Genomic DNA, 17,791 nt, shown 5'->3' on the forward strand with positions numbered 1-17,791 from the left:
GAGTACTGAGTGAGGTATCGAGGGATGATCGGCGACAGATCGGTGCGACGGCAGGTCGCATACCCTGAGGCCATGGCGACTGCGGATCCGGTGGGTGGGAACGGTCAGCCCCTTCTGGTGCTGGGCAAGATCGGCGAGATTCTCGATGCGTTCTCGCTCGATCGGCCGTCGTTGACCCTGAGCGAGATCCGCGATGCCACCGGATTCCCGACGTCCACCGTGCAGCGGCTCGTCACCAACATGGTCTCCCTCGGCTTCCTCGACCGGCAGGGCGACCAGGTGCGGGTCGGGGTGAAGATGGCGTACTGGGCGGCGCCGGCGGTCAAGGGGGTCGACGTACTCGACCTGATCGTGCCGCTGCTGCGGCAACTGCGCGACGCCACCGGCGAGACGGCCGCGTTCTTCCGGGCTGAGCAGGGACATCGGGTATGTGTGGCGCTGGCCGAGACGAACCATGCCCTGCGCCGGGAGATGCACGTCGGCAAGATCATGCCCCTGCACGCCGGGTCGGCCAGCCGGGTCCTGCTGGCGTGGGACGACGAGCTGGCGAAGTCGGTGCTGGCGCAGCCGCTTGGGTCGATCACCGACAGCACGATCACCAGCGCGGACGAGCTGGCCGCAGTGATCAAGCAGACCCGCGCCGACGGCTACGCCATCACCATCGGCGAACGCGAGCAAGGCGCCTCCGGCCTGTCCACCCCCGTCTTCAAGGCGAACGGCGAGCTAGCCGGCTGCCTCACCATCAGCGGCCCCACCATCCGCATGCCCCTGGCCCGCTGCCTCGACTGGCTGGACCTCCTCGTCGAATCGGCAGAACACGCCACCCGCCTCCTAGGCGGCCGCTTCCCCACCACCATGTAAGCAAGCAAACGCACGGCCCCCCACGGGTCGCCACCCGCTCACTCCGCCAGCCCGCGCGTCCGCAGACCCCACACCCCGAGCACCCCGCGCCCGCTGCCCCAGCCCCGTGCGCCGCGCCCCGCTCCCTCCCCACACCCCACACCCGCTCACTCCCGCACCTACTTCCCGCGTGCCTCCGCGCGGAGCGCGGAGGCACGCGGTTGATCAGGGTTGGCCGGGTTGCCAGTTGGTGTTGGAGGGGGTTGAGCCGTTGGACCAGCCGCCGTTCTGGGGGGCGCCGTGGGTGGCTGGGTGCTGCTCACCCGGCTGACCTTGGTAACCGGGCTGACCCTGGTAGCCGCCTTGACCCTCGTAACCAGCCTGGGTCTCGTAACCGGCCTGGGGTTGGTAACCGGCCTGGGTCTCGTAACCGGGCTGCGGCTGATAGCCGGCCTGCGGCTGGTAGTCGGGCTGAGGCTCGTAGCCACCGTCAGCCGGGTACGCCGTCGTACCGTTCGAACCAGTGGCCGGCTTCTTGATCATGTCTCGGTCGAACAGATTGCTCAGCGCCCGGCCGGCCATCTCGCGGCCCCCGAGGCCGAAAGCGAGACCGAGGGCGAGCGCCGCACCCGCGAGCACGATCAGCAGCGTGTTGCCGGTCAGCTGGACCGCGATCCCGAGTTGGGTCAGCGCGGCGAACGCGGCGTACACGAGGATCGCGTACTTGCCCACCTTGGCGAGCATCTCGTTGCCGGTCGCACCCCGGATGATCGCGGCCAGGAAGTTCGCGAACAGCGCCGCCAGGCAGATGATCACGATCGCGGCGAAGATCCGCGGGATGTAGCCGAGCATGTCGCTCATGAAGTTCGAGATCTCCGGTACGCCGAGCGCGGAGGCGAACATCGTGAAGCTGATCAGGAACACGAACCAGAACACGACCTTGCCCAGCATCGCCGAAGCGGTCAGCCCCGTGCCGGACCGCTGCAGCACACCGGACACACCGGCCCGCTCCATCCACTGGTCGAACCCGACCCGCCCGAGCAGCTTGCCGACGAGCTTCCCGAGCACCTTGGCGACGAAATAGCCGATCACCAGGATGACGAGACCGCCGAGCAGGTTCGGGACGAACGAGAGAAGCTTGCTGAAGGCATCTTCGAACGGCTGCGTGAAGTCGATCGCTAACGCGGACATCGGACCTTCCTTCCGGAATGAGGCCCGCATCCGCTGCCGCGCACACACCGCACGCGACCCCGGCACGGGCGGATGCAGTGGTGTCCAGTATCACTCGTACCCTTCGTTGCGCAGGGCAAACGGCTGACACCGGCGTGTGACAGCGCAAGGTCCTTGCATAAGGCAATCACCGTCTCGGTACTACGGTCGTTACCCCGACTGCTGAACCGATTCAGCGATTTGAGATCCTGCCGGTATGAATGATCTGGTGATCCGCCGCGCCACCAGCGCCGACGTTGCCGGGATCGTCGAGATGATCGCCGACGACCAGCTCGGCGCGACCCGCGACTCGACCGACGACCTGACGCCGTACCTGGAGGCGTTCGAACGCATCGACTCCGACCCGAACCAGCTCCTGGTGGTTGCCGAGCGCAACGATGAACTCGTCGGCACGCTCCAGCTCACGATCATCCCCGGCCTGTCCCGCCGCGGCTCGTCCCGCGGCCTGATCGAAGCCGTCCGTGTCGCCGTCCCCGCCCGCAACTCCGGCCTGGGTACGACGCTCATCCAGTGGGCCATCGAAGAATCCCGCTCCCGGGGCTGCGCCCTGGTCCAACTGACCTCCGACAAGTCCCGGACCGCCGCCCACCGCTTCTACGACCGCCTCGGCTTCCTCAACACCCACGAAGGCTTCAAACTCAAGCTCATGTGAATTTGACCTTCGTCCACGGCACCGCCCAGGTGTTGCAGGCGGACGGACCCCTGGCCCGGAACCCCTGCCGCAACCACGACCCGAAGTTGTCCCCGACCTCAGTGCGCTGGAATCCCGGGTGTCCGTAGTGCGCGAGCTGCTCTCCGTGCAGACGGAGCGTCTTCTGGTTGGCGCCGAAGAAGGCCGCAGCGAAGCAGTGCGCCTGCATCTCGTTCCGGTCCTCTTCCCGTAGGCGCGCGGCCGTCCCGGTCGCAGCACCCCAGCGGCTGTTGTAGCCATCGGCCAGATCCGTCAACCATTGCACGTGATGGCCGTACTCGTGCGCCATCAGATACTGGACCGACACTCGGCCCGCCTCCTGCCAGTAGCTCTCTTCGACCTGGTAGTCCGGCCAGTTGAAGTAGATGCCCTGGTCGACGTCGCAGTAGAAGGCCCCGACATCCTTGTCCATCACCCCGCACGCCGAGTCGCTTCCGGTCGGAGCCGAGTGGACCGCTCCGGGCGGCGTGAACTTGAAGCCCGACCGCTTGATCAGCGGCGCCCAGGCTCTGTTCAGACACTCGACGAACGCGCTGGCGTAACGGATCATCGCCCGCTCGGTCGCCAATCTCGCGGTCGGCAACGACGAGCACTCGGCCGCCGCCACCTGACCGGCCGAGTACAGCGGGTTGTGCAGCAGAATCTCGTTCTCCGTCAGGGTGGCTCGGTCGGCATCCGACAGGTTGACCGCACTCACGGACCTCGGAGCAGTTGTGGGAGTTGGCCTCCCGGTCACCGCCGGCGCCGAAGCCGAAGCCGCATCCGTCGACTCATCGGGCTGATTGAGCGACCACACGACCCCCACAGCGGCGACCCCAGCCACCAGAACCGCCACGATCGCGAGCACCACTGCCTTCGCAGTACCGGACATCAGCTGACTCGCTTGGCGGGCGCGACGAAGGTGTTGCACGAGGCCGGGTTCCTGGACTCGAAGGCGCGCAGGCTCCAATACCCATGGTTCTTGCGGGAGCCGTGGTCGCGGATCTTCTTGGGGTTGTACTCGTCGCCGGTGTGGGCGACCTGGTACTCCCACATGTCGAGGCGCCGGCCGGTGAGTTTGAGGGGTTGCTTGTTGGCGCCGAGGAAGGCCGCGCCCAGGCAACTGGCCTGGAGTTCGAGGCGGCGTTCGTCCTCCAGTTGCACCGCCGCGGAGCCGCCGGCGTGGGCGAACTCGTACGTCGAGAGGATGTTGACCGAGTCCTGCAGGTGGTGACCGAACTCGTGGGCGACCATGGTCTGGAAGTCGATCAGGCTCCAGACCGGGTCCTCGCGATCGACGAACGACGGCCACTCGAAGCAGATGAGCTGGTTCGAGCTCACGTAGTACCCGTCGGTGTTCCGCGGCGGGTTCCGGCAGAGCGGAGTCGCCGCCGGCTTGTCGAGCGAGTACGCCTCGACGTTCGGAGCGTAGAGGGAGAACCCGGTCTCGCGCACCGCCGGCTGCCACGCGCGCTGCATACACCCGACCATCGCGCGCGCGTACGCGAGCATCCCCGCCCGCGTTTGCACCAAGGTCTTCGGTAGCCGGCAGCTCACCGCCGGCACCCTTCCTGTCTTGTAGAACGGCGTCTTGCTCGCCAGCGTCGTGGGATCAGTCGGCGTCCGCGTCGGCTCGGGCGCCGCCCGCACCGACGGCGCCGCCGCGGAGGGTGTCGGCGTACCTGATGACACGGGCTCGGCGACCGCAGAATCCGTCGGCCGAGCACCAAACCCCGCGATCACGGCGACCGCCACCGCGAGAACCCCCAGCACAGCGGTCTTCGCCGCGGTGGCCACTCAGCTGACCTTGGCGGCGGGAGCGGTGAACGTGTTACACGACGCAGGGCTGGCGGACTTGAAGGCGGGCTGGCCCCAGACCCAGTGGTTCTTGCGGGAGCCGTGGTCGCGGATCTTCTTCGGGTTGTACTCGTCGCCGCTGTGCTGGGTCTCGTACTCCCAGACCTCCAGCTTGGTGCCTTTCAGGCCGAGCGGCTTCTTGTTCGCGCCGAGGAACGCCGCGCCCAGGCAGCCCGCCTGGAGTTCGGTACGGCGGCTCCACTCGAGCTCCTCGGCCTTGGTCTTGGCCCAGCCCTCGCGCGACCACGCCGCGGTCAGCATCTCGGTCATGTTCTGGACGTGGTGCCCGTACTCGTGCGCCATCGTGTCCAGCATCCAGACCCGGGCGCCCAGCGCGTCGTCGCGGTAGTTCTTCAGATCGTTCTTCCAGCTGATGTTGATGGTCTCGTCGTACGGGCAGTAGTACGCGACGTTCTCTTCGCCGGAGCACGACGACGCCACGATCGTGCCGCTCTGCAGGACGACCTTGGGCGCGCGGAACTCGTACCCGGCCTTCTTGATCACCGGGGCCCAGGCCTGGTTGAGGCAGGGCAGGAGGGCCTTGTAGTACTTGAGGATCGCCGATTGGGAGTTCGGCTTGATCGCGGGCTCTTTGCAGCTGACCGAGGCGACCTTACCGGCCTTGTAGATCTCGTTTTGCTGGAGGCGGACGAGGTCGGGGACGACCGGAGCGGTGACGGTGACGGTGGGATCCGGAGGGACCGGGAGCGGGGGCTCGGTGTTCTTGACCGACGGCCGGGCCAGCGGGTTGGCGACGGGGTTGTCGTAGGAGTCGATGAGTTTGAAGCCGCCGATCGTCGCGCCCGTGAGCATGATGACGACGAGGACGGACAGGGTGGTGATGATCGCCTTGGAATGCTGCCGCGGGGGTTTGACCAGCGGCGCGTCGGCGGAGAACTGGGCGCCTGAACGGGACGCCGGTGAGTGCCAGCCGACCGGTCGGGATCCGCCGGGGCGACGGGTGCCGGTCAGAGGGGTGAGCGGAGCGCCGGCGAGCGGTGCCGGCGGAGGTGCGCCGTACCCGCCGGCTTCGTCGGGATCTGTCGGGAGCGGCTGTGCCTTCCGGCGCGCAGCCGGGTTGACGGTGCCGTGGAGTTCGCGCGCCTTGCCGAGGCTGCCCGGCATCTGGCGGGTCAGAGTGAGGGGACGCAAGCCCGCGCGGCCGCCGTCGGGCATGGCGTCACCGGCGCCACCGGGCATGAAGTGCCCCGGCTCGGGCGCACCGGCACCGTCCGGGTGCTCCTCAGGCATCGCTCGTCCCCCCTCGTTCGTCCGTACCTCAACTGACCTTCGCGGATGATGCCACGAAAGTGTTGCAGGTGCCCGGATTGGTGCTCGCGAACCCCTGGTTCATCCACAGCGCCAGGTTCTTGCCCGAGCCGTGGTCCCGGACCTTGTCCTCGGCGTGCTCGTCACCGCCGTGCTGGATCAGCAGGGTCCACTGCCGCAGCAACTCGCCGCGCAGCGGGAAGCTGGCCTTGGCCGCGCCGAAGAACACCGCCGAGAAACAGGTCGCCTGCAGCGCCGCCCGCCGGTCCTGTTCCAGCTGGCCGGCCTTGTTCGCCGCGGTGTCGCGCAGATTGCCGGATGCTTCGAAGATGCCGACCAGGTTCTGCAGATGGGCGCCGTACACGAAGCCCATCGACTCGGCCATCTGGACCCGGGCCAGCGCCTTGTTCTTCGGGTACTCGTCCATCAGGTCCTGCCACGGCATCGTCACACTGCCGCCCTGGTCGTCCTGGCAGTACGACGAGACGTCCTTCTGGAAGCCGCACGCCGTCTCGTCGCCCTCGTCGAAGACGATCAGCCGCGGCGACCTGAACTCGAACCCGGCCTTGGTGACGATCGGCTTCCACGCCTTGTCCATGCAGGCGATCAGGGCCTGGTAGTAGGAGTAGACGTTCTCCTTCGAGGTCGGCCGGTACGCCGGCTCCTGGCACTTCACCGCCGGCAGCTTCCCGGCCGTGTAGAACGGGTTCTGCTTGACCACCTCGGCATCCGGCTTCGGCTTGCCGGCCGGCACGACCGGGCCGTCGCTCGGCCGGACCGACGGTGTCCCCATCGGGTTGGCGACGAGGTCGTCGTACGACGAGAGCAGCTTCGTGGCGAGTGCGATACCGCCACCGGTGATCAGGAGGGCGGCGATCACGATGCCCGCGACCATGACCTTGGATCGCTTCTTCGGGACGAACGGGATCGGCTCGGGGTGGAAGACCGCCTGGTACGCCGCTGCCGCCGGGTCGTCGGGCGGCGGCGGGCCGAGCCGGCTGCCGGTCAGGGTCGTACGCCTCGACTCGATCCGCGACCCGCGCAGAACCGGCGCAGCGTCCGGCGCGTCCCCGCTCAGCCGCGGCGTCGGCGCGGCCAGCGGGGTGGACCCACGCTGCGCTTCACCCCCGGCCGGGGTGTTGTGCCCCTCGCCGCCGGGCAGAAAATGGCCAGGCTTAGGCGCCGGCTTGTCCGCCATGCTTCCCCGCTTCTCCCCAGTACCGGACTCGGCCGGTCCCACCCACTTGTCAGAAACGGCCGGGACACCCCCTGTCCCAGACCGACGAGCGATATTAAGCGCTGGACGAAGGTCGCGGGAACCGGTTTGCAGCTTTTGACACCGTTTCGCGACCCGCTCCGGCCGGGAAACTTACTCCGGGTAACCATCGACAGAGGAGCAGCGCATGAACGTCCTGGACACCTTTGCCCTAACGGGCAAGCGGGCCTTGATCACCGGCGGGAACCGCGGTCTCGGGCGGGCGTTCGCGCTCGCCCTGGCCGAGGCCGGCGCCGACGTCGCGATCGCCGCGCGGGACGCCGAGCGGAACACCGTGGTCGCCGGCGAGATCGAGGCCCGCGGCCGGCGTGGTCTCGCGATCCAGGCCGACATCACCGCTGCGGACGACGTACGGCGCCTGGTCGCCGACGTGACCGCGGAACTCGGCGGGATCGACATCCTGGTCAACAACGCCGGGATCGCGATCCACCGCCCGGCCCTCGACATACCGCCGGAGGAGTGGCAGCAGGTCATCGACCTCAACCTGACCGCGCTGTGGAACTGCAGTACGGCGGTCGCCCCTGGCATGATCGAGGCCGGTGGCGGCGTGATCGTCAACGTCGGCAGCATGTCCGCCGGGATCGTGAACCGCCCACAGTGGCAGGCGTCGTACAACGCGTCGAAGGCCGCCGTACACCATCTGACCCGCAGCCTCGCCGCCGAGTGGGCGCCGCACGGCATCCGCGTCAACGCGCTCGCCCCGGGCTACGTGAAGACCGACATGTCGCCCGTCGACGAGCCCGAGTTCCGCCAGAACTGGATCCTCGACGCCCCACAACAGCGCTACGCCACGCCCGAGGAGATCGCTCCGTCCGTCGTCTACCTCGCCAGCCCCGCGTCCTCCTTCATGACCGGCAGCGTCCTGTTAATCGATGGCGGATATTCCGTCTTCTGATTGGGTGGACGGATGGTGGAACTGCAGCGGGATGCCTGTCCGCGGTCGACCAAGTACGACGCCGACTGGGTGCTGGGCGGGGACATGGGCCCGCATCCCTTGTGGTTGCTGGAGGATCTCGCGCGGGACCTCGAACTGCGGCCGGGGATGCGGGTGCTGGATCTCGGATCGGGGAAGGGCACGACCTCGGTCTTCCTGGCGAAGGAGTACGGCGTCCAGGTGTGGGCCGCGGACCTGTGGGTGGACCCGACCGACGCCGCCGCGAACATCGCGTCGCAAGGCGTCGACGGGATTGTGACCGTGAAGGCCGAGGCGCACACTCTGCCGTTCGCACGGGAGTTCTTCGACGCGATCGTGTGCGTCGATGCCTACGAGTACTTCGGTACAGCGGACACCTACCTCGCCTACCTCACCAGCTTCCTCAAGCCGGGCGGCCAACTCGGCGTCGCCACACCCGCGCTGCGCAAGGAGATCCGCGACCTCGGCTTCATCCCCGACCACATCAAGAAGGTGGTCGGCGGGGAGGCACTCGCCTGGCACACGGCGGACTGGTGGCGGTTCCAGTGGGAGATCACCGAACTCGTCGAGGTCACCGCCGCGCGGCTGCAGGAGTCCGGCTGGGACGACTGGCTCACCTGGTCCCGCGCGGTCACGGCGTACCGGGGTGAGCGCGACGGCACCCTCGACATGCTCGAGGCCGACCGAGGCGAGTACCTCACCTTCGCGATCCTGGCCGCTCGCAAACTCTGAGACCGCCTGTCGCCCGTAGGCCGGAGGTAGGGGATGCTGGGGACATGAACGAGCGGAGCGAGTTCATCATCAAACACAGCGCGATTTGTGCCTCATCCGCGCCCGGAGCGAAGCGAGGACGTGGATGAGCTGGGCTGTCTACGCGATGCGAGGGCCAGGAGGCGTACGTCGCCTCGACGACATTCCCGACGGGTATGAGCCACCATCGGTCGGTACGTCGGCCGACGTGGTGGCCGTTGTCCGCGAGCTGGTGCCCGACGTTGACGCGAGCAAGCCGTCCTGGCTGGCGCTGCGAAGTCCGGAGTACGACGTCGAGATGACCATCGGCAAGGGCGTCGAGGTCCGCGACATCACGTTCTACCTGAACGACGGCCCGCGCTCGATCCCGCTCGTGATGGAGATCAGCCGCCGCCTCGGCGTTACGCCCTACGACACCGAGTCCGGGAACTTCCTCACCGAGGAGTCCCGGCCGCCGGTCCCGCCGCCGATGACGCCTGACGAGATCAAGATGAACAAGCCGAAGTGGTGGAAGTTCGGCCGCAGCTGACACCCCGTGGTGCACGGTCGGTTTTGGCATGAGCTAGAATCAGGACGATCGTACAGGACGACTGTTCAGGGCAATCGACCAAGGAGGTCGGGATGGCATCCTCCCCAGCAGCCGCGCGCGGCGCCGAAGTGCGCCAACGGCTGCTGGCCGCCGCGGCGGAGCTGATCCCGGAGCGCGGCTGGTCGGCGGTGAGCACGCGCATCCTGGCCGAGCGGGCCGGTGTGACGCCGAGCGTCGTGCACTACCACTTCCCATCGGTGCAGGCGGTGCTGACCGAGGCCGCGATCACCGCGATGCGCCAGGTGCTGGCCGCGACCGACGAGCTCTTCACCGCGGCCACCACTCCGGCGGACGCGGTCGACGCGATGCTCGCCTCGGTCGAGCAGTACGACGGCACCGACCCGATGTCCCTGCTCTTCACCGAGGCCTACCTCGCCGCGACCCGCGACGAGCACCTCCACGACCAGCTGGCAACCCTCGTCATTGACTTCCGCACCCGGGTGACCGACTGGCTGGCGATCCATCAGGTCCCCGAGCCGGCCGCGACTGCCGCCGTACTCGCCGCGGCGATCGACGGCCTGCTGCTGCACCGCGGCCTCGGCCCGGGGGACGACCGTACGGCGACTGTTCTCAGAAGGTTGGTGAGTTGACCTATGCACGTGATCATCTGCGGTGCCGGCATCGCCGGTCTGGCCCTGGCCCATCGCCTGGCCGCGCTCGGCCAGGACGTGACCGTACTCGAACGCACGCCAGGCCCCCGCGCCCAGGGCTACATGATCGACTTCTTCGGCCCGGGGTACGACGCGATGCGGGCGATGGGACTGCTGCCCGCGCTGGAAGAGGTCGCCTACCACGTCAGCGAGGCCGTCCTGGTCGACGAGCACGGGCGTCGGCGCGGCGGGATCAGCCTCGGCCAGTTCGCCGAGGGCACTCTCCTCAGCGTGATGCGCCCCGATCTCGAACGAGTACTACACGAGCACCTGCCGACCGCGGTCGACCTCAGGTACGACGCGACCCTGACGAGCATCACGCCAACGCCTGACGGAGTGCAGGTCGGGCTGGCCGACGGTACGGCGCTCGACGCGGACGTCCTGATAGGTGCCGACGGCATCCATTCCACCGTGCGCCGACTCGTCTTCGGACCGGAGTCGTCGTACCTGCGGCATCTCGGCTTCCACACTGCGGCATACACGTTCGATGCGCCGCGCATCCACGACGAGGTGGACGGGCGGTTCTGCCTGACCGACTCGATCGGCAGTCAGTTCGGTTTCTACTCGTTGCGGGACGGACGGGTCGCGTCGTTCGCCGTACACCGGACGGCGGATCCGTCGCTGCCGAAGGACCCCCGCGCCGCGATCAGGACGGCGTACGCCGGGCTCGGGTGGGTTGTGCCGGAGGCGCTGGCGTTGTGTCCGGACGTGGACCAGATCTATTACGACCAGGTCGCGCAGATCGTGATGCCGGGTTGGAGCAAGGGGCGGGTGGCGCTGGTCGGCGACTCGGCGTACGCGGTCTCATTACTCGCAGGGCAAGGTGCGTCGTTGGGGATCGCGGGTGCGTTTGTCCTTGCGGAGAAGCTGATCGGCGCTGCGACGATCGAGGCCGGGCTGGCGGAGTACGAACGGATCTGGCGGCCGCTGGTCGAGGAGAAGCAGAAGGTCGGCCGGTCCGCGGCTCGCTGGTTCCTGCCGGAGTCCAAGACGCAGCTGGTGATGCGACGGTTGCTGTTGCGAGTACTGCGGCTCCCGGTGATCAGCAAGCTGGCTCCGGCTGCGTTGGCAGGCAAGCCGACCACGCTGATTCAGGACCTGCAGCCGACGGGCTGATCAGGCCTCGCGGGTGGCGACGAGAGTGCCGATCTTGTTGATCCGGTGTTCGGGGTTGCCGAGCTCGTCGGACCAGAAGTTGCCGGCGGCGTGGTCCTCCGGGGTGGCGCAGGTGGAGATCGTGATCATCGCCTGCGTCGGCTTGACACCCGGGCGTCCCGGTACGGCGGCGTTCTGCTGAGCCTTCTCGGCCGGCTTCCGGAACGAGATCGTCATCGTCCGGTTCACCATGTAGTCGTACACGGTCCCGCCCACGGTGATCAGGATGTGGTCGCCGTTCACCATCTCCGGCACCTGCCCCAACGGCCGCCCGTGGCTGGTCCGGTGGCCGGTGATGATGAAGTTCCCGATCTGTCCCGGTCCCACTCCACCCGCCGGGCCGCGCGGACTCGCCGCCACGCCCCGGTCCTGGATCCGCGTCCCGGCCCGATCGTCCGCCGTCCCCGGGTAGGCCACCACCCGCAACCCGCGGACGCCGATCGCCGGAATCGCCATACTCACCGGCCCGGAGACCGTAGGCCTAGGAGTTGTAGACGGCTTCGGAGACGGCGAAGGGGTAGGCACGACAGATCGTGTGGTCGTGGGTGTCGACGTGGGCGCAGGCGTGGGTGACGGCGCACCGGTCGGCGCCACATCACTGCACCCGACCAGCCCCGCGATCATCACCACACCAACCGCCAGCCTCACCCTCCGACGGTAAGCGACCGCACCGAAAACCGCCCGAAAGTTCAGTCCAGCAACGTGAGCGTTGCAGCCCCGAGACGGAGAGTGCCGTCGCTCAGCGGAGTGGTGCGGACGCCGCCGTGCCCTCGCAGAGCCTTCATGGCGCCAGGCGCCAAGACAACGTCCATCCACGCGCACGGACGGGCCGGCCGATAAGCCTGGAACTCCACCGCGCCGGACCCGGAGTCGAGGCTGAACCGGCGACCCGCACCGCCAGGCCGCGACGCGAGAGTGTCGATCGGGAATCCGCGCAGAACGATGTTGCGACGCATGAGATGCGGGTCTGGCGGCTCCGGAAGCGCGAGCGTGCGGGCCAGCTCGTCCAGCGAAGCCGCGTCCACGAAGGTGACCGCCGCGTTCCGGTGCACCTTCTGCCCGAAGTACCGGTCCCCCACGATGCCAAGCCCCGCACGCACCTCGACCTCGGACCGGCTCACCGGCTCGGGATCCGGCCGCGGACCGTCGTGCGGCCTGCCCTCGAACGCATGCTCCCGCGAGACCACGAGTGCGACGATCTCGACCGGGATGCTCACCCGGTCAACAGTACGGCGGTCAGCCCCAGGTCAGCGGATCGAGCAGCCGGTAGAACTCCAGCCGGCGCTGGTCGGGATCCGGCAGGCCGTACGACGCCAGGAACGGCGCAGGATCGACCGACCACTCGTCGTGAATCTGGATGGTCGTCAGCGCCAGATCAATGTACCGGTCGGAAATCCCGAGGCGGCCGACGTCGATCAGCCCGGTGACCTCCAGCGTCGACGGATCGAAGATCACGTTCGGCAGGCACAGGTCGCCGTGGCAGACGGCCAACTCCTGCACCGATTCGGCATAGGGGCGCTCGGCAACAACTCGTGCGAGCAACTCGGCCGGATCGAGCTTGCGCCACTCATCGGTGAGGAACGCCGGATTCACCGCACCCCGCCGTACGACGTCCTCAGCGAGCGCCACCACCGACGCGAGCGGGCGGTCGAACGGGCAGTCGGTCAGCGAATGCAGCTCCCGCACCACCCTCCCGAGGCTGTCCATCGCGCGCGCCCGGTCCTCAACAGCCAACGAGTCCCCCGGTACGCCGGGCACTGCTGTCGTCATCAGGCACGCGCCATCCGCCGACTCGACCCAGTCCACGACGGTCGCGCTGGGAATCGCCGTCCCCGCGAGCCACTCGGCCCGGTCCCGTTCATCCCGCAGCTCCGGCACACCGTCCGGCCCACAGCACTTGGCGAAGACGTCAGCCCGCCGGTACAGCGACGTGTCGGACTCCCCGCCCTTCACCTGTTCCCAGCCCTTCAACCAGGAACCACCTTCGACGAATCGCGGACGATGAGCTGCCACGGGAAGTCGAAGACCTCGCCGGGCGCGCCCTCACGGTCAGTCAGCCGCCCGACGATGATCCGTGCCAATGCCTCGTTGAACCCGACCGGCCCGACGGTCGACAGCGACGGATCCAGGTGCTCGCCCTCCGGCGTGTTGCCGACACCGACCACGGCCAGATCCCGCGGTACGTCGATCCGGAGCCGGTGCGCCGCGCGGACGACGGCGATCGCCGCGAAGTCCGTCGTGCAGTAGATCGCCGTCGGCCGATCCGGCTTGCTCAGCAGGGCCATCGCGGCGCGGTAGGCACCCTCCGGGTGACGTTCGAAGATCTCGATGTCGTCCTCGAGGATCGGTTTGCCGGCCGCCCGCAGCGTGTTCAGGTACGCGTCAAAGCGGGCGAAGCCCGAGGTCCGCGAGGTGAGCGCTCCGACCCGGTCGTGGTGTTCCAGCAGGTGCTCGACAGCCAGGTGGCAGCGCGGCTCGGCGCCGGACCGGATCACGTCGAACCCGCGCGGCTCGAGCGTCTCGCTGAACGCCACGATCTGCACACCCTGCGCCGCGAACGCCTCCAGTTCGGCGATCTGCTCCGGGTCCGCGCTGACGCTGTCGATGAAGATCACGTCCGGCGTCCGGTTCGACAGCACGGTCCGCCAGTCGCCGTCGGCCACGATCAGCGCCGTCTTCCCGTACGGCGCGACCGCCGTACTCACCGTGGCCGCGACCGCCTGCGACCACGGGTCGGCGAGCACGCTCAGTGAGAGCAGGACCAGGTCCGACTTGCCGGTGCGGATCGCGCGGGCAGCGTCGTTGCGCCGGTAGCCGAGCCGGGTCGCGGCCTCCCGGACCCGGTCGGCGGTCGAGTCCTTGATGGTGTGGCTGCGGTGCCGCCCGGACAGCACGTAGGACACGGTCGCGACCGAGACACCCGCTTCCTTCGCGACCATCCGCAGCGTCGGCCGGTCCTGCGTGCGCCCCATCGCCATGCGGTCGATTCTCGCAGACCGTCAGCCTTTGACGGCTCCGGTGATGACGCCCTTGGTGAAGTGTCGCTGCAGGAACGGGTACAGCAGCACGATCGGCACCAGTGCGACCACCACCACGGCCATCTGCAGCGACTGCGGCTGCGGCAGCGGTTCCACCCCGAGTTGGTCCGCCGACAGCGACTTGCCCTGCAGTACGTACGTCCGCAGGATCACCTGGACCGGCCACTTCGAGGTGTCGTTGAGGTACAACAGCGCGTTGAAGAAGGCGTTCCAGAAGCCGACCGCGTAGAACAGCCCGACCACCGCGATCACCGCCTTCGACAACGGCATCACGATCCGGCGCAGGATGGTGAAGTCGCTCGCGCCGTCGATCCGCGCGCTCTCCAGCAGTTCGCCCGGCACATTCATGAAGAAGGTCCGCAGGACAACGAAGTTGAACGCACCCAGCGCGCCGGGAAGGATCAGCGACCACAGGCTGTCCAGCAGCCCGAGCTGCTTCACCACCAGGAACATCGGGATGATTCCCGGCGCGAACAGCAACGTGAACAGCACCATCAGCAGCACCGGCCGCCCGAACAGCACCGGCCGGGACGTCGCGTAGGCCAAGGCGATCGTGACGGCGACGGCAATCGCCGTACCGACGACCGTGACGAACACGCTGACCAGGATCGCCCGTCCCATCAACCCGCCGCTGAACAAGGTCTGGTACGCCTTGATCGTCGGATGCGACGGCCACAGTACATAGCCGCCGGCGTCGATGATGTCCTGGTCGCTGGCCAGCGACGTCGAGATCACCACCAGGATCGGGATCACGATCACCAGCGCGAAGCCACCCAGGACGAGGGCCTTGATCGCCTGGTAGCCCGGCGACGGATTCTCTTTCCACACAGGTCTCATGAGCGCCTCTGGAAGATCCCCGGCTCACCGAGCCGATGAGCGAGCGAGTTCGCACCCCACAAAAGCAACGCACCGACCACGCCCTTGGCCAGGCCGGCAGCGGCTCCACTGCTCCAGTCGCCGCCGACGACACCCGCGTAGTACGTGAAGGTGTCCAGTACTTCGGCCGCACCCGGACCGACCGAATCGCGCTGCAGGATGAACTGCTCGAAGCCGACGCTCAGGATGTCGCCGATCCGCAGGATCAGCAGCAGCACGATGACGGTTCGCAGCGAGGGCAGGGTGATGTGCCAGAGTCGGCGCCAGCGACCGGCCCCGTCGGCCGCGGCCGCCTCGTACAGCGAGACGTCCACGGTGGTCAGCGCGGCCAGAAAGATGATCATCGCCCAGCCGGCGTCCTTCCAGATCAGCTGTGCGACCACCAGCAGCGGGAAGGTGTCCGGGTTGGTCATGAACGGGATCGGATCCAGCCCGGCCTGGCGGAGCAGGTTGTTCAGGAACCCGGCCCCACCCAGGGACTGCTGGAACAGCGTCACGACCAGCACCCAGGACAAGAAGTGCGGCAGGTAGGCGATGGTCTGGAACCAGCGCCGGACCCGGTTGCTGACCAGCGAGTCCACGATCAGCGCCAGCCCGATCGGCACCGGGAAGAACAGCAGCAACTGCACCGCGGCCAGCACGAGCGTGTTGCGCAGCGCGTCCCAGAAGTCCGGGTTGTCGTAGAGATTGACGAAGTTCTGCAGGCCGTTCCACTCGCTGTGCATGATGCCGAGGTACGGCTGGAAGTCCTGGAACGCGACCACGTTGCCGAGCACCGGCAGGTAGAAGAACACCAGCAGGAACACGACCCCGGGGATCATCAGCAGCACCATCTGCCAGTCCCGCCGCCACTTCACCGCGAACGGCAGACCGCTCTTGACCCGCGTCGTCGAAGAGGCTCGCTTCAGCATCACTCAGGACCCGGTGACCGGCACGCTCGACGGGAGGACGGCGGCGAACTCGTCGCGCATCTTGTCGCCGCCGCCGTTCTTCCAGCGCTTGAGGGCCTCGTCGTACGCGTCCAGCTTCTGCCGGCCGGTGACGATGTCGACGATCGTGTCCCGGAACGCCGCGGTGAGTTTCGGGCCGACCTTGCTGCTGGTGTCGGAGTACGTGCCGGCGGTCGGGTTGCGCATCGCGTGCTCGAGCAGCTTCTGCTCGGTCGCGTAGATCTTCTTGGTGTCCTCGGGGAACGCCGGGTTGAAGATCACGCTCTCCGGCGCGGTCATGATCTGCAGCGCACTGACCAGACCCGGCCCCTGCTGCGTTCCGGCCTTCGTCAGCACGGGATTCTTCTGCCCGTCCAGCTGGTACTGCTGTCCCTCGACACCGAAGTTCTTCTGCAGGTACTCCTTGGTGCCGAACGGCGCGGACAGGTAGTCCATCAGCGCGAGAAGCTCGCGGATCCGGCCCTCGTCGGTCTTCTTGAACGGCGTGAATCCGACGGTGCCGTAGCCCATGTCGTAGACCGGCTTCGCCTTGCCGTCGTGGCCGAACGGGATCATCGTGTCGACGAACAGCGTCGGATCCATCGCGCGGAAGTCGGAGGTCGCCCGCGGGCCGACCGTCACCTGCGCGGCGATCTGGCCGTTCACGGTCTTCGGAGTGGCGTCGGCCAGGTTCAGGTCCGGGTAGAAGACCTTCGCGGCCCACAGCTTGGCGGCGTACTCGACCGCGGCCTTGTAGTTGTCGGTCTCGTACAAGTAGGTCAGCGAGCGGTCCTGATTCACCCGCCAGCCGTTCGGGGCGCCGAACCACTCGCCGAACATGTGCAGCATGTTGATGATCGCGGGCTCGAGCGCGTAGTTCGTGCCGTTGGTGAGCTCCTTGCACTTGGCAAAGAACTCGTCCGCCGTACTGCACTGCAGGCCGCCGACCTTCTCCCAGGTCCGCGGGTTGCCCATCATCACCTGGCCGAACGGCGTGGACGGGATCGGTGCGCCCCAGATCTTGCCGTTCACCACCGCGGTCCGCCACGACGCCGGCTTCAGCGCGGCGAGGTTCGGGTACTCGAGGACGGCGTCACCCGAGAGGTACTTCGTCAGGTCCTGGAACTTGGCCTCCAGCATCGGGCCGATGTTCGGGATGCCCTGGTTCGGCGGCAGCCACATCAGGTCCGGCAGCGAGTCACTGGCCAGCAGCGTGGCGAACTTCTCCGGGTAGCCCGGGTCGGTGCCGATGGTGAGCCGCAACTCGGCCCCGAGTGCGGAGTTCAGCGACTGCCACATCGGGTTGCTGCCCATCGGCGGCGGAGGCGTCGCGAACGTCTCGGTCAGCGCGGTCACCGCGTTCTTCAGCGGCGGCGCCTTCACACTCGCGGTCGCGTCCGCCGGGAACCGCAGGAACCCGGGCTCGAGCCCCGACTCCGCGCCGGCCAGATCCGGCCGCACCCCCTCGAACGGCTTGTACGTCGGCAGGGCCAACTCGCCCGAGGCCTTCGCACCCCCGTTCGCCGTACCACCGTCACCACAGGCCGCGAGCGTGGGACCGGCGACAGCCGCCCCGACCACGGCACCGCCCAACTGCAGGAATCGCCGACGACTGACCATAGCTGCTCCAAGTTCTGAACAAGTGCTCACTAACGCACACTTAAACGTTAACCTGGACCGTAGACCCGTCCCGCCCATCGATGCAAGGCGTGAACCACGAAAAGACCGGCGACCGCGGGACTCGAGAAC

General features: G+C 67.9%; 19 protein-coding genes. 7 read left to right on the forward strand and 12 right to left on the reverse strand.

What is annotated here, in order from left to right; all coding sequences use genetic code 11:
* Positions 1-72: 72 nt before the first annotated feature.
* Positions 73-861 carry an IclR family transcriptional regulator gene (locus E0H73_RS08815; protein ID WP_131352991.1) on the forward strand — a complete coding sequence of 263 codons (789 nt, stop codon included), beginning with the start codon at positions 73-75 and terminating at the stop codon, positions 859-861.
* A gap of 204 nt (positions 862-1,065) precedes the next feature.
* On the opposite strand, the gene E0H73_RS08820 is transcribed toward E0H73_RS08815, so the two are convergent.
* Complete coding sequence (locus tag E0H73_RS08820; protein WP_131352992.1) at positions 1,066-2,031, reverse strand: mechanosensitive ion channel family protein; 966 nt, start codon at positions 2,029-2,031, stop codon at positions 1,066-1,068.
* A gap of 235 nt (positions 2,032-2,266) precedes the next feature.
* Here E0H73_RS08820 and E0H73_RS08825 point away from each other — a divergent pair, with 235 nt between their 5' ends.
* Complete coding sequence (locus tag E0H73_RS08825) at positions 2,267-2,722, forward strand: GNAT family N-acetyltransferase (RefSeq protein WP_131352993.1); 456 nt, start codon at positions 2,267-2,269, stop codon at positions 2,720-2,722.
* On the opposite strand, the gene E0H73_RS08830 is transcribed toward E0H73_RS08825, so the two are convergent.
* Genes E0H73_RS08830 through E0H73_RS08845 form a run of 4 tightly spaced genes read right to left on the reverse strand, consistent with a single transcriptional unit; the run spans position 2,715 to position 7,064 of the window.
* On the reverse strand, positions 2,715-3,632 hold the full coding sequence (locus E0H73_RS08830; protein WP_131352994.1) for a neutral zinc metallopeptidase: 918 nt from the start codon (positions 3,630-3,632) through the stop codon (positions 2,715-2,717). The two genes, E0H73_RS08825 and E0H73_RS08830, sit on opposite strands and share 8 nt — an antisense overlap.
* The gene (locus E0H73_RS08835) at positions 3,632-4,537 is read right to left on the reverse strand and encodes a neutral zinc metallopeptidase (protein ID WP_131352995.1); all 906 of its coding nucleotides are present in this window, start codon (positions 4,535-4,537) and stop codon (positions 3,632-3,634) included. The genes E0H73_RS08830 and E0H73_RS08835 overlap by 1 nt, the downstream gene beginning before the upstream one ends.
* Positions 4,538-5,848, reverse strand: coding sequence for a neutral zinc metallopeptidase (locus E0H73_RS08840; protein ID WP_131352996.1), 1,311 nt, complete (start codon positions 5,846-5,848; stop codon positions 4,538-4,540). It lies immediately after the preceding gene.
* A 28-nt stretch (positions 5,849-5,876) separates the two neighbouring features.
* Positions 5,877-7,064 carry a neutral zinc metallopeptidase gene (locus E0H73_RS08845; protein WP_131352997.1) on the reverse strand — a complete coding sequence of 396 codons (1,188 nt, stop codon included), beginning with the start codon at positions 7,062-7,064 and terminating at the stop codon, positions 5,877-5,879.
* A gap of 205 nt (positions 7,065-7,269) precedes the next feature.
* Here E0H73_RS08845 and E0H73_RS08850 point away from each other — a divergent pair, with 205 nt between their 5' ends.
* The 5 genes from E0H73_RS08850 (at position 7,270) to E0H73_RS08870 (ending at position 11,160) form a co-directional block, all read left to right on the forward strand.
* Positions 7,270-8,037, forward strand: coding sequence for an SDR family NAD(P)-dependent oxidoreductase (locus E0H73_RS08850; RefSeq protein WP_131352998.1), 768 nt, complete (start codon positions 7,270-7,272; stop codon positions 8,035-8,037).
* Between the two features lie 12 nt (positions 8,038-8,049).
* Positions 8,050-8,787, forward strand: coding sequence for an SAM-dependent methyltransferase (locus E0H73_RS08855; RefSeq protein ID WP_131352999.1), 738 nt, complete (start codon positions 8,050-8,052; stop codon positions 8,785-8,787).
* 124 nt (positions 8,788-8,911) lie between these two features.
* Positions 8,912-9,334 (forward strand): hypothetical protein, encoded by a 423-nt coding sequence (locus tag E0H73_RS08860; protein ID WP_131353000.1) that lies wholly within the window; start codon positions 8,912-8,914, stop codon positions 9,332-9,334.
* A gap of 92 nt (positions 9,335-9,426) precedes the next feature.
* The gene (locus E0H73_RS08865) at positions 9,427-9,984 is read left to right on the forward strand and encodes a TetR/AcrR family transcriptional regulator (protein WP_131353001.1); all 558 of its coding nucleotides are present in this window, start codon (positions 9,427-9,429) and stop codon (positions 9,982-9,984) included.
* 3 nt (positions 9,985-9,987) lie between these two features.
* Positions 9,988-11,160, forward strand: a complete 1,173-nt coding sequence (locus E0H73_RS08870; protein WP_131353002.1) for an FAD-dependent oxidoreductase — start codon at positions 9,988-9,990, stop codon at positions 11,158-11,160.
* Here the strand turns inward: E0H73_RS08870 and E0H73_RS08875 are convergent, their stop codons facing one another.
* The 7 genes from E0H73_RS08875 to E0H73_RS08905 all read right to left on the reverse strand — a co-directional run bounded on the left by E0H73_RS08875 (position 11,161) and on the right by E0H73_RS08905 (position 17,662).
* A complete protein-coding gene (locus E0H73_RS08875; RefSeq protein ID WP_131353335.1) occupies positions 11,161-11,655 on the reverse strand; it encodes a class E sortase in 495 nt (164 codons plus the stop codon). It lies immediately after the preceding gene.
* Between the two features lie 233 nt (positions 11,656-11,888).
* Entirely contained in the window at positions 11,889-12,416 is a 528-nt protein-coding gene (locus tag E0H73_RS08880; RefSeq protein ID WP_202867265.1) for an MOSC domain-containing protein, read from the reverse strand.
* Positions 12,417-12,435: 19 nt separating this feature from the next.
* On the reverse strand, positions 12,436-13,170 hold the full coding sequence (locus tag E0H73_RS08885) for an aminoglycoside 3'-phosphotransferase (protein WP_131353003.1): 735 nt from the start codon (positions 13,168-13,170) through the stop codon (positions 12,436-12,438).
* Positions 13,167-14,177, reverse strand: a complete 1,011-nt coding sequence (locus tag E0H73_RS08890) for a LacI family DNA-binding transcriptional regulator (RefSeq protein ID WP_131353004.1) — start codon at positions 14,175-14,177, stop codon at positions 13,167-13,169. Before E0H73_RS08890 ends, E0H73_RS08885 begins: the two co-directional genes overlap by 4 nt.
* A gap of 21 nt (positions 14,178-14,198) precedes the next feature.
* Positions 14,199-15,074: a carbohydrate ABC transporter permease gene (locus tag E0H73_RS08895; protein ID WP_131353005.1), complete on the reverse strand. Its 876-nt coding sequence runs from the start codon at positions 15,072-15,074 to the stop codon at positions 14,199-14,201.
* Entirely contained in the window at positions 15,071-16,024 is a 954-nt protein-coding gene (locus tag E0H73_RS08900) for an ABC transporter permease (RefSeq protein ID WP_131353006.1), read from the reverse strand. The genes E0H73_RS08895 and E0H73_RS08900 overlap by 4 nt, the downstream gene beginning before the upstream one ends.
* Before the next feature lie 3 nt (positions 16,025-16,027).
* Positions 16,028-17,662 (reverse strand): type 2 periplasmic-binding domain-containing protein, encoded by a 1,635-nt coding sequence (locus E0H73_RS08905; protein ID WP_131353007.1) that lies wholly within the window; start codon positions 17,660-17,662, stop codon positions 16,028-16,030.
* Between the last annotated feature and the right edge of the window lie 129 nt (positions 17,663-17,791).

Origin of the sequence: Kribbella pittospori (genome assembly GCF_004331465.1) — a bacterium.
Lineage (GTDB): Bacteria > Actinomycetota > Actinomycetes > Propionibacteriales > Kribbellaceae > Kribbella > Kribbella pittospori.

What these genes read in the sequence shown, in the direction of transcription:
- E0H73_RS08815 (WP_131352991.1), top strand. Translation starts at nt 73, where the DNA reads ATGGCGACTGCGGATCCGGTGGGTGGGAACGGTCAGCCCCTTCTGGTG.
- E0H73_RS08820 (WP_131352992.1), bottom strand. Translation starts at nt 2,031, where the DNA reads ATGTCCGCGTTAGCGATCGACTTCACGCAGCCGTTCGAAGATGCCTTC.
- E0H73_RS08825 (WP_131352993.1), top strand. Translation starts at nt 2,267, where the DNA reads ATGAATGATCTGGTGATCCGCCGCGCCACCAGCGCCGACGTTGCCGGG.
- E0H73_RS08830 (WP_131352994.1), bottom strand. Translation starts at nt 3,632, where the DNA reads ATGTCCGGTACTGCGAAGGCAGTGGTGCTCGCGATCGTGGCGGTTCTG.
- E0H73_RS08840 (WP_131352996.1), bottom strand. Translation starts at nt 5,848, where the DNA reads ATGCCTGAGGAGCACCCGGACGGTGCCGGTGCGCCCGAGCCGGGGCAC.
- E0H73_RS08845 (WP_131352997.1), bottom strand. Translation starts at nt 7,064, where the DNA reads ATGGCGGACAAGCCGGCGCCTAAGCCTGGCCATTTTCTGCCCGGCGGC.
- E0H73_RS08850 (WP_131352998.1), top strand. Translation starts at nt 7,270, where the DNA reads ATGAACGTCCTGGACACCTTTGCCCTAACGGGCAAGCGGGCCTTGATC.
- E0H73_RS08855 (WP_131352999.1), top strand. Translation starts at nt 8,050, where the DNA reads ATGGTGGAACTGCAGCGGGATGCCTGTCCGCGGTCGACCAAGTACGAC.
- E0H73_RS08860 (WP_131353000.1), top strand. Translation starts at nt 8,912, where the DNA reads ATGAGCTGGGCTGTCTACGCGATGCGAGGGCCAGGAGGCGTACGTCGC.
- E0H73_RS08865 (WP_131353001.1), top strand. Translation starts at nt 9,427, where the DNA reads ATGGCATCCTCCCCAGCAGCCGCGCGCGGCGCCGAAGTGCGCCAACGG.
- E0H73_RS08870 (WP_131353002.1), top strand. Translation starts at nt 9,988, where the DNA reads ATGCACGTGATCATCTGCGGTGCCGGCATCGCCGGTCTGGCCCTGGCC.
- E0H73_RS08875 (WP_131353335.1), bottom strand. Translation starts at nt 11,655, where the DNA reads ATGGCGATTCCGGCGATCGGCGTCCGCGGGTTGCGGGTGGTGGCCTAC.
- E0H73_RS08890 (WP_131353004.1), bottom strand. Translation starts at nt 14,177, where the DNA reads ATGGCGATGGGGCGCACGCAGGACCGGCCGACGCTGCGGATGGTCGCG.
- E0H73_RS08895 (WP_131353005.1), bottom strand. Translation starts at nt 15,074, where the DNA reads ATGAGACCTGTGTGGAAAGAGAATCCGTCGCCGGGCTACCAGGCGATC.
- E0H73_RS08900 (WP_131353006.1), bottom strand. Translation starts at nt 16,024, where the DNA reads ATGCTGAAGCGAGCCTCTTCGACGACGCGGGTCAAGAGCGGTCTGCCG.
- E0H73_RS08905 (WP_131353007.1), bottom strand. Translation starts at nt 17,662, where the DNA reads ATGGTCAGTCGTCGGCGATTCCTGCAGTTGGGCGGTGCCGTGGTCGGG.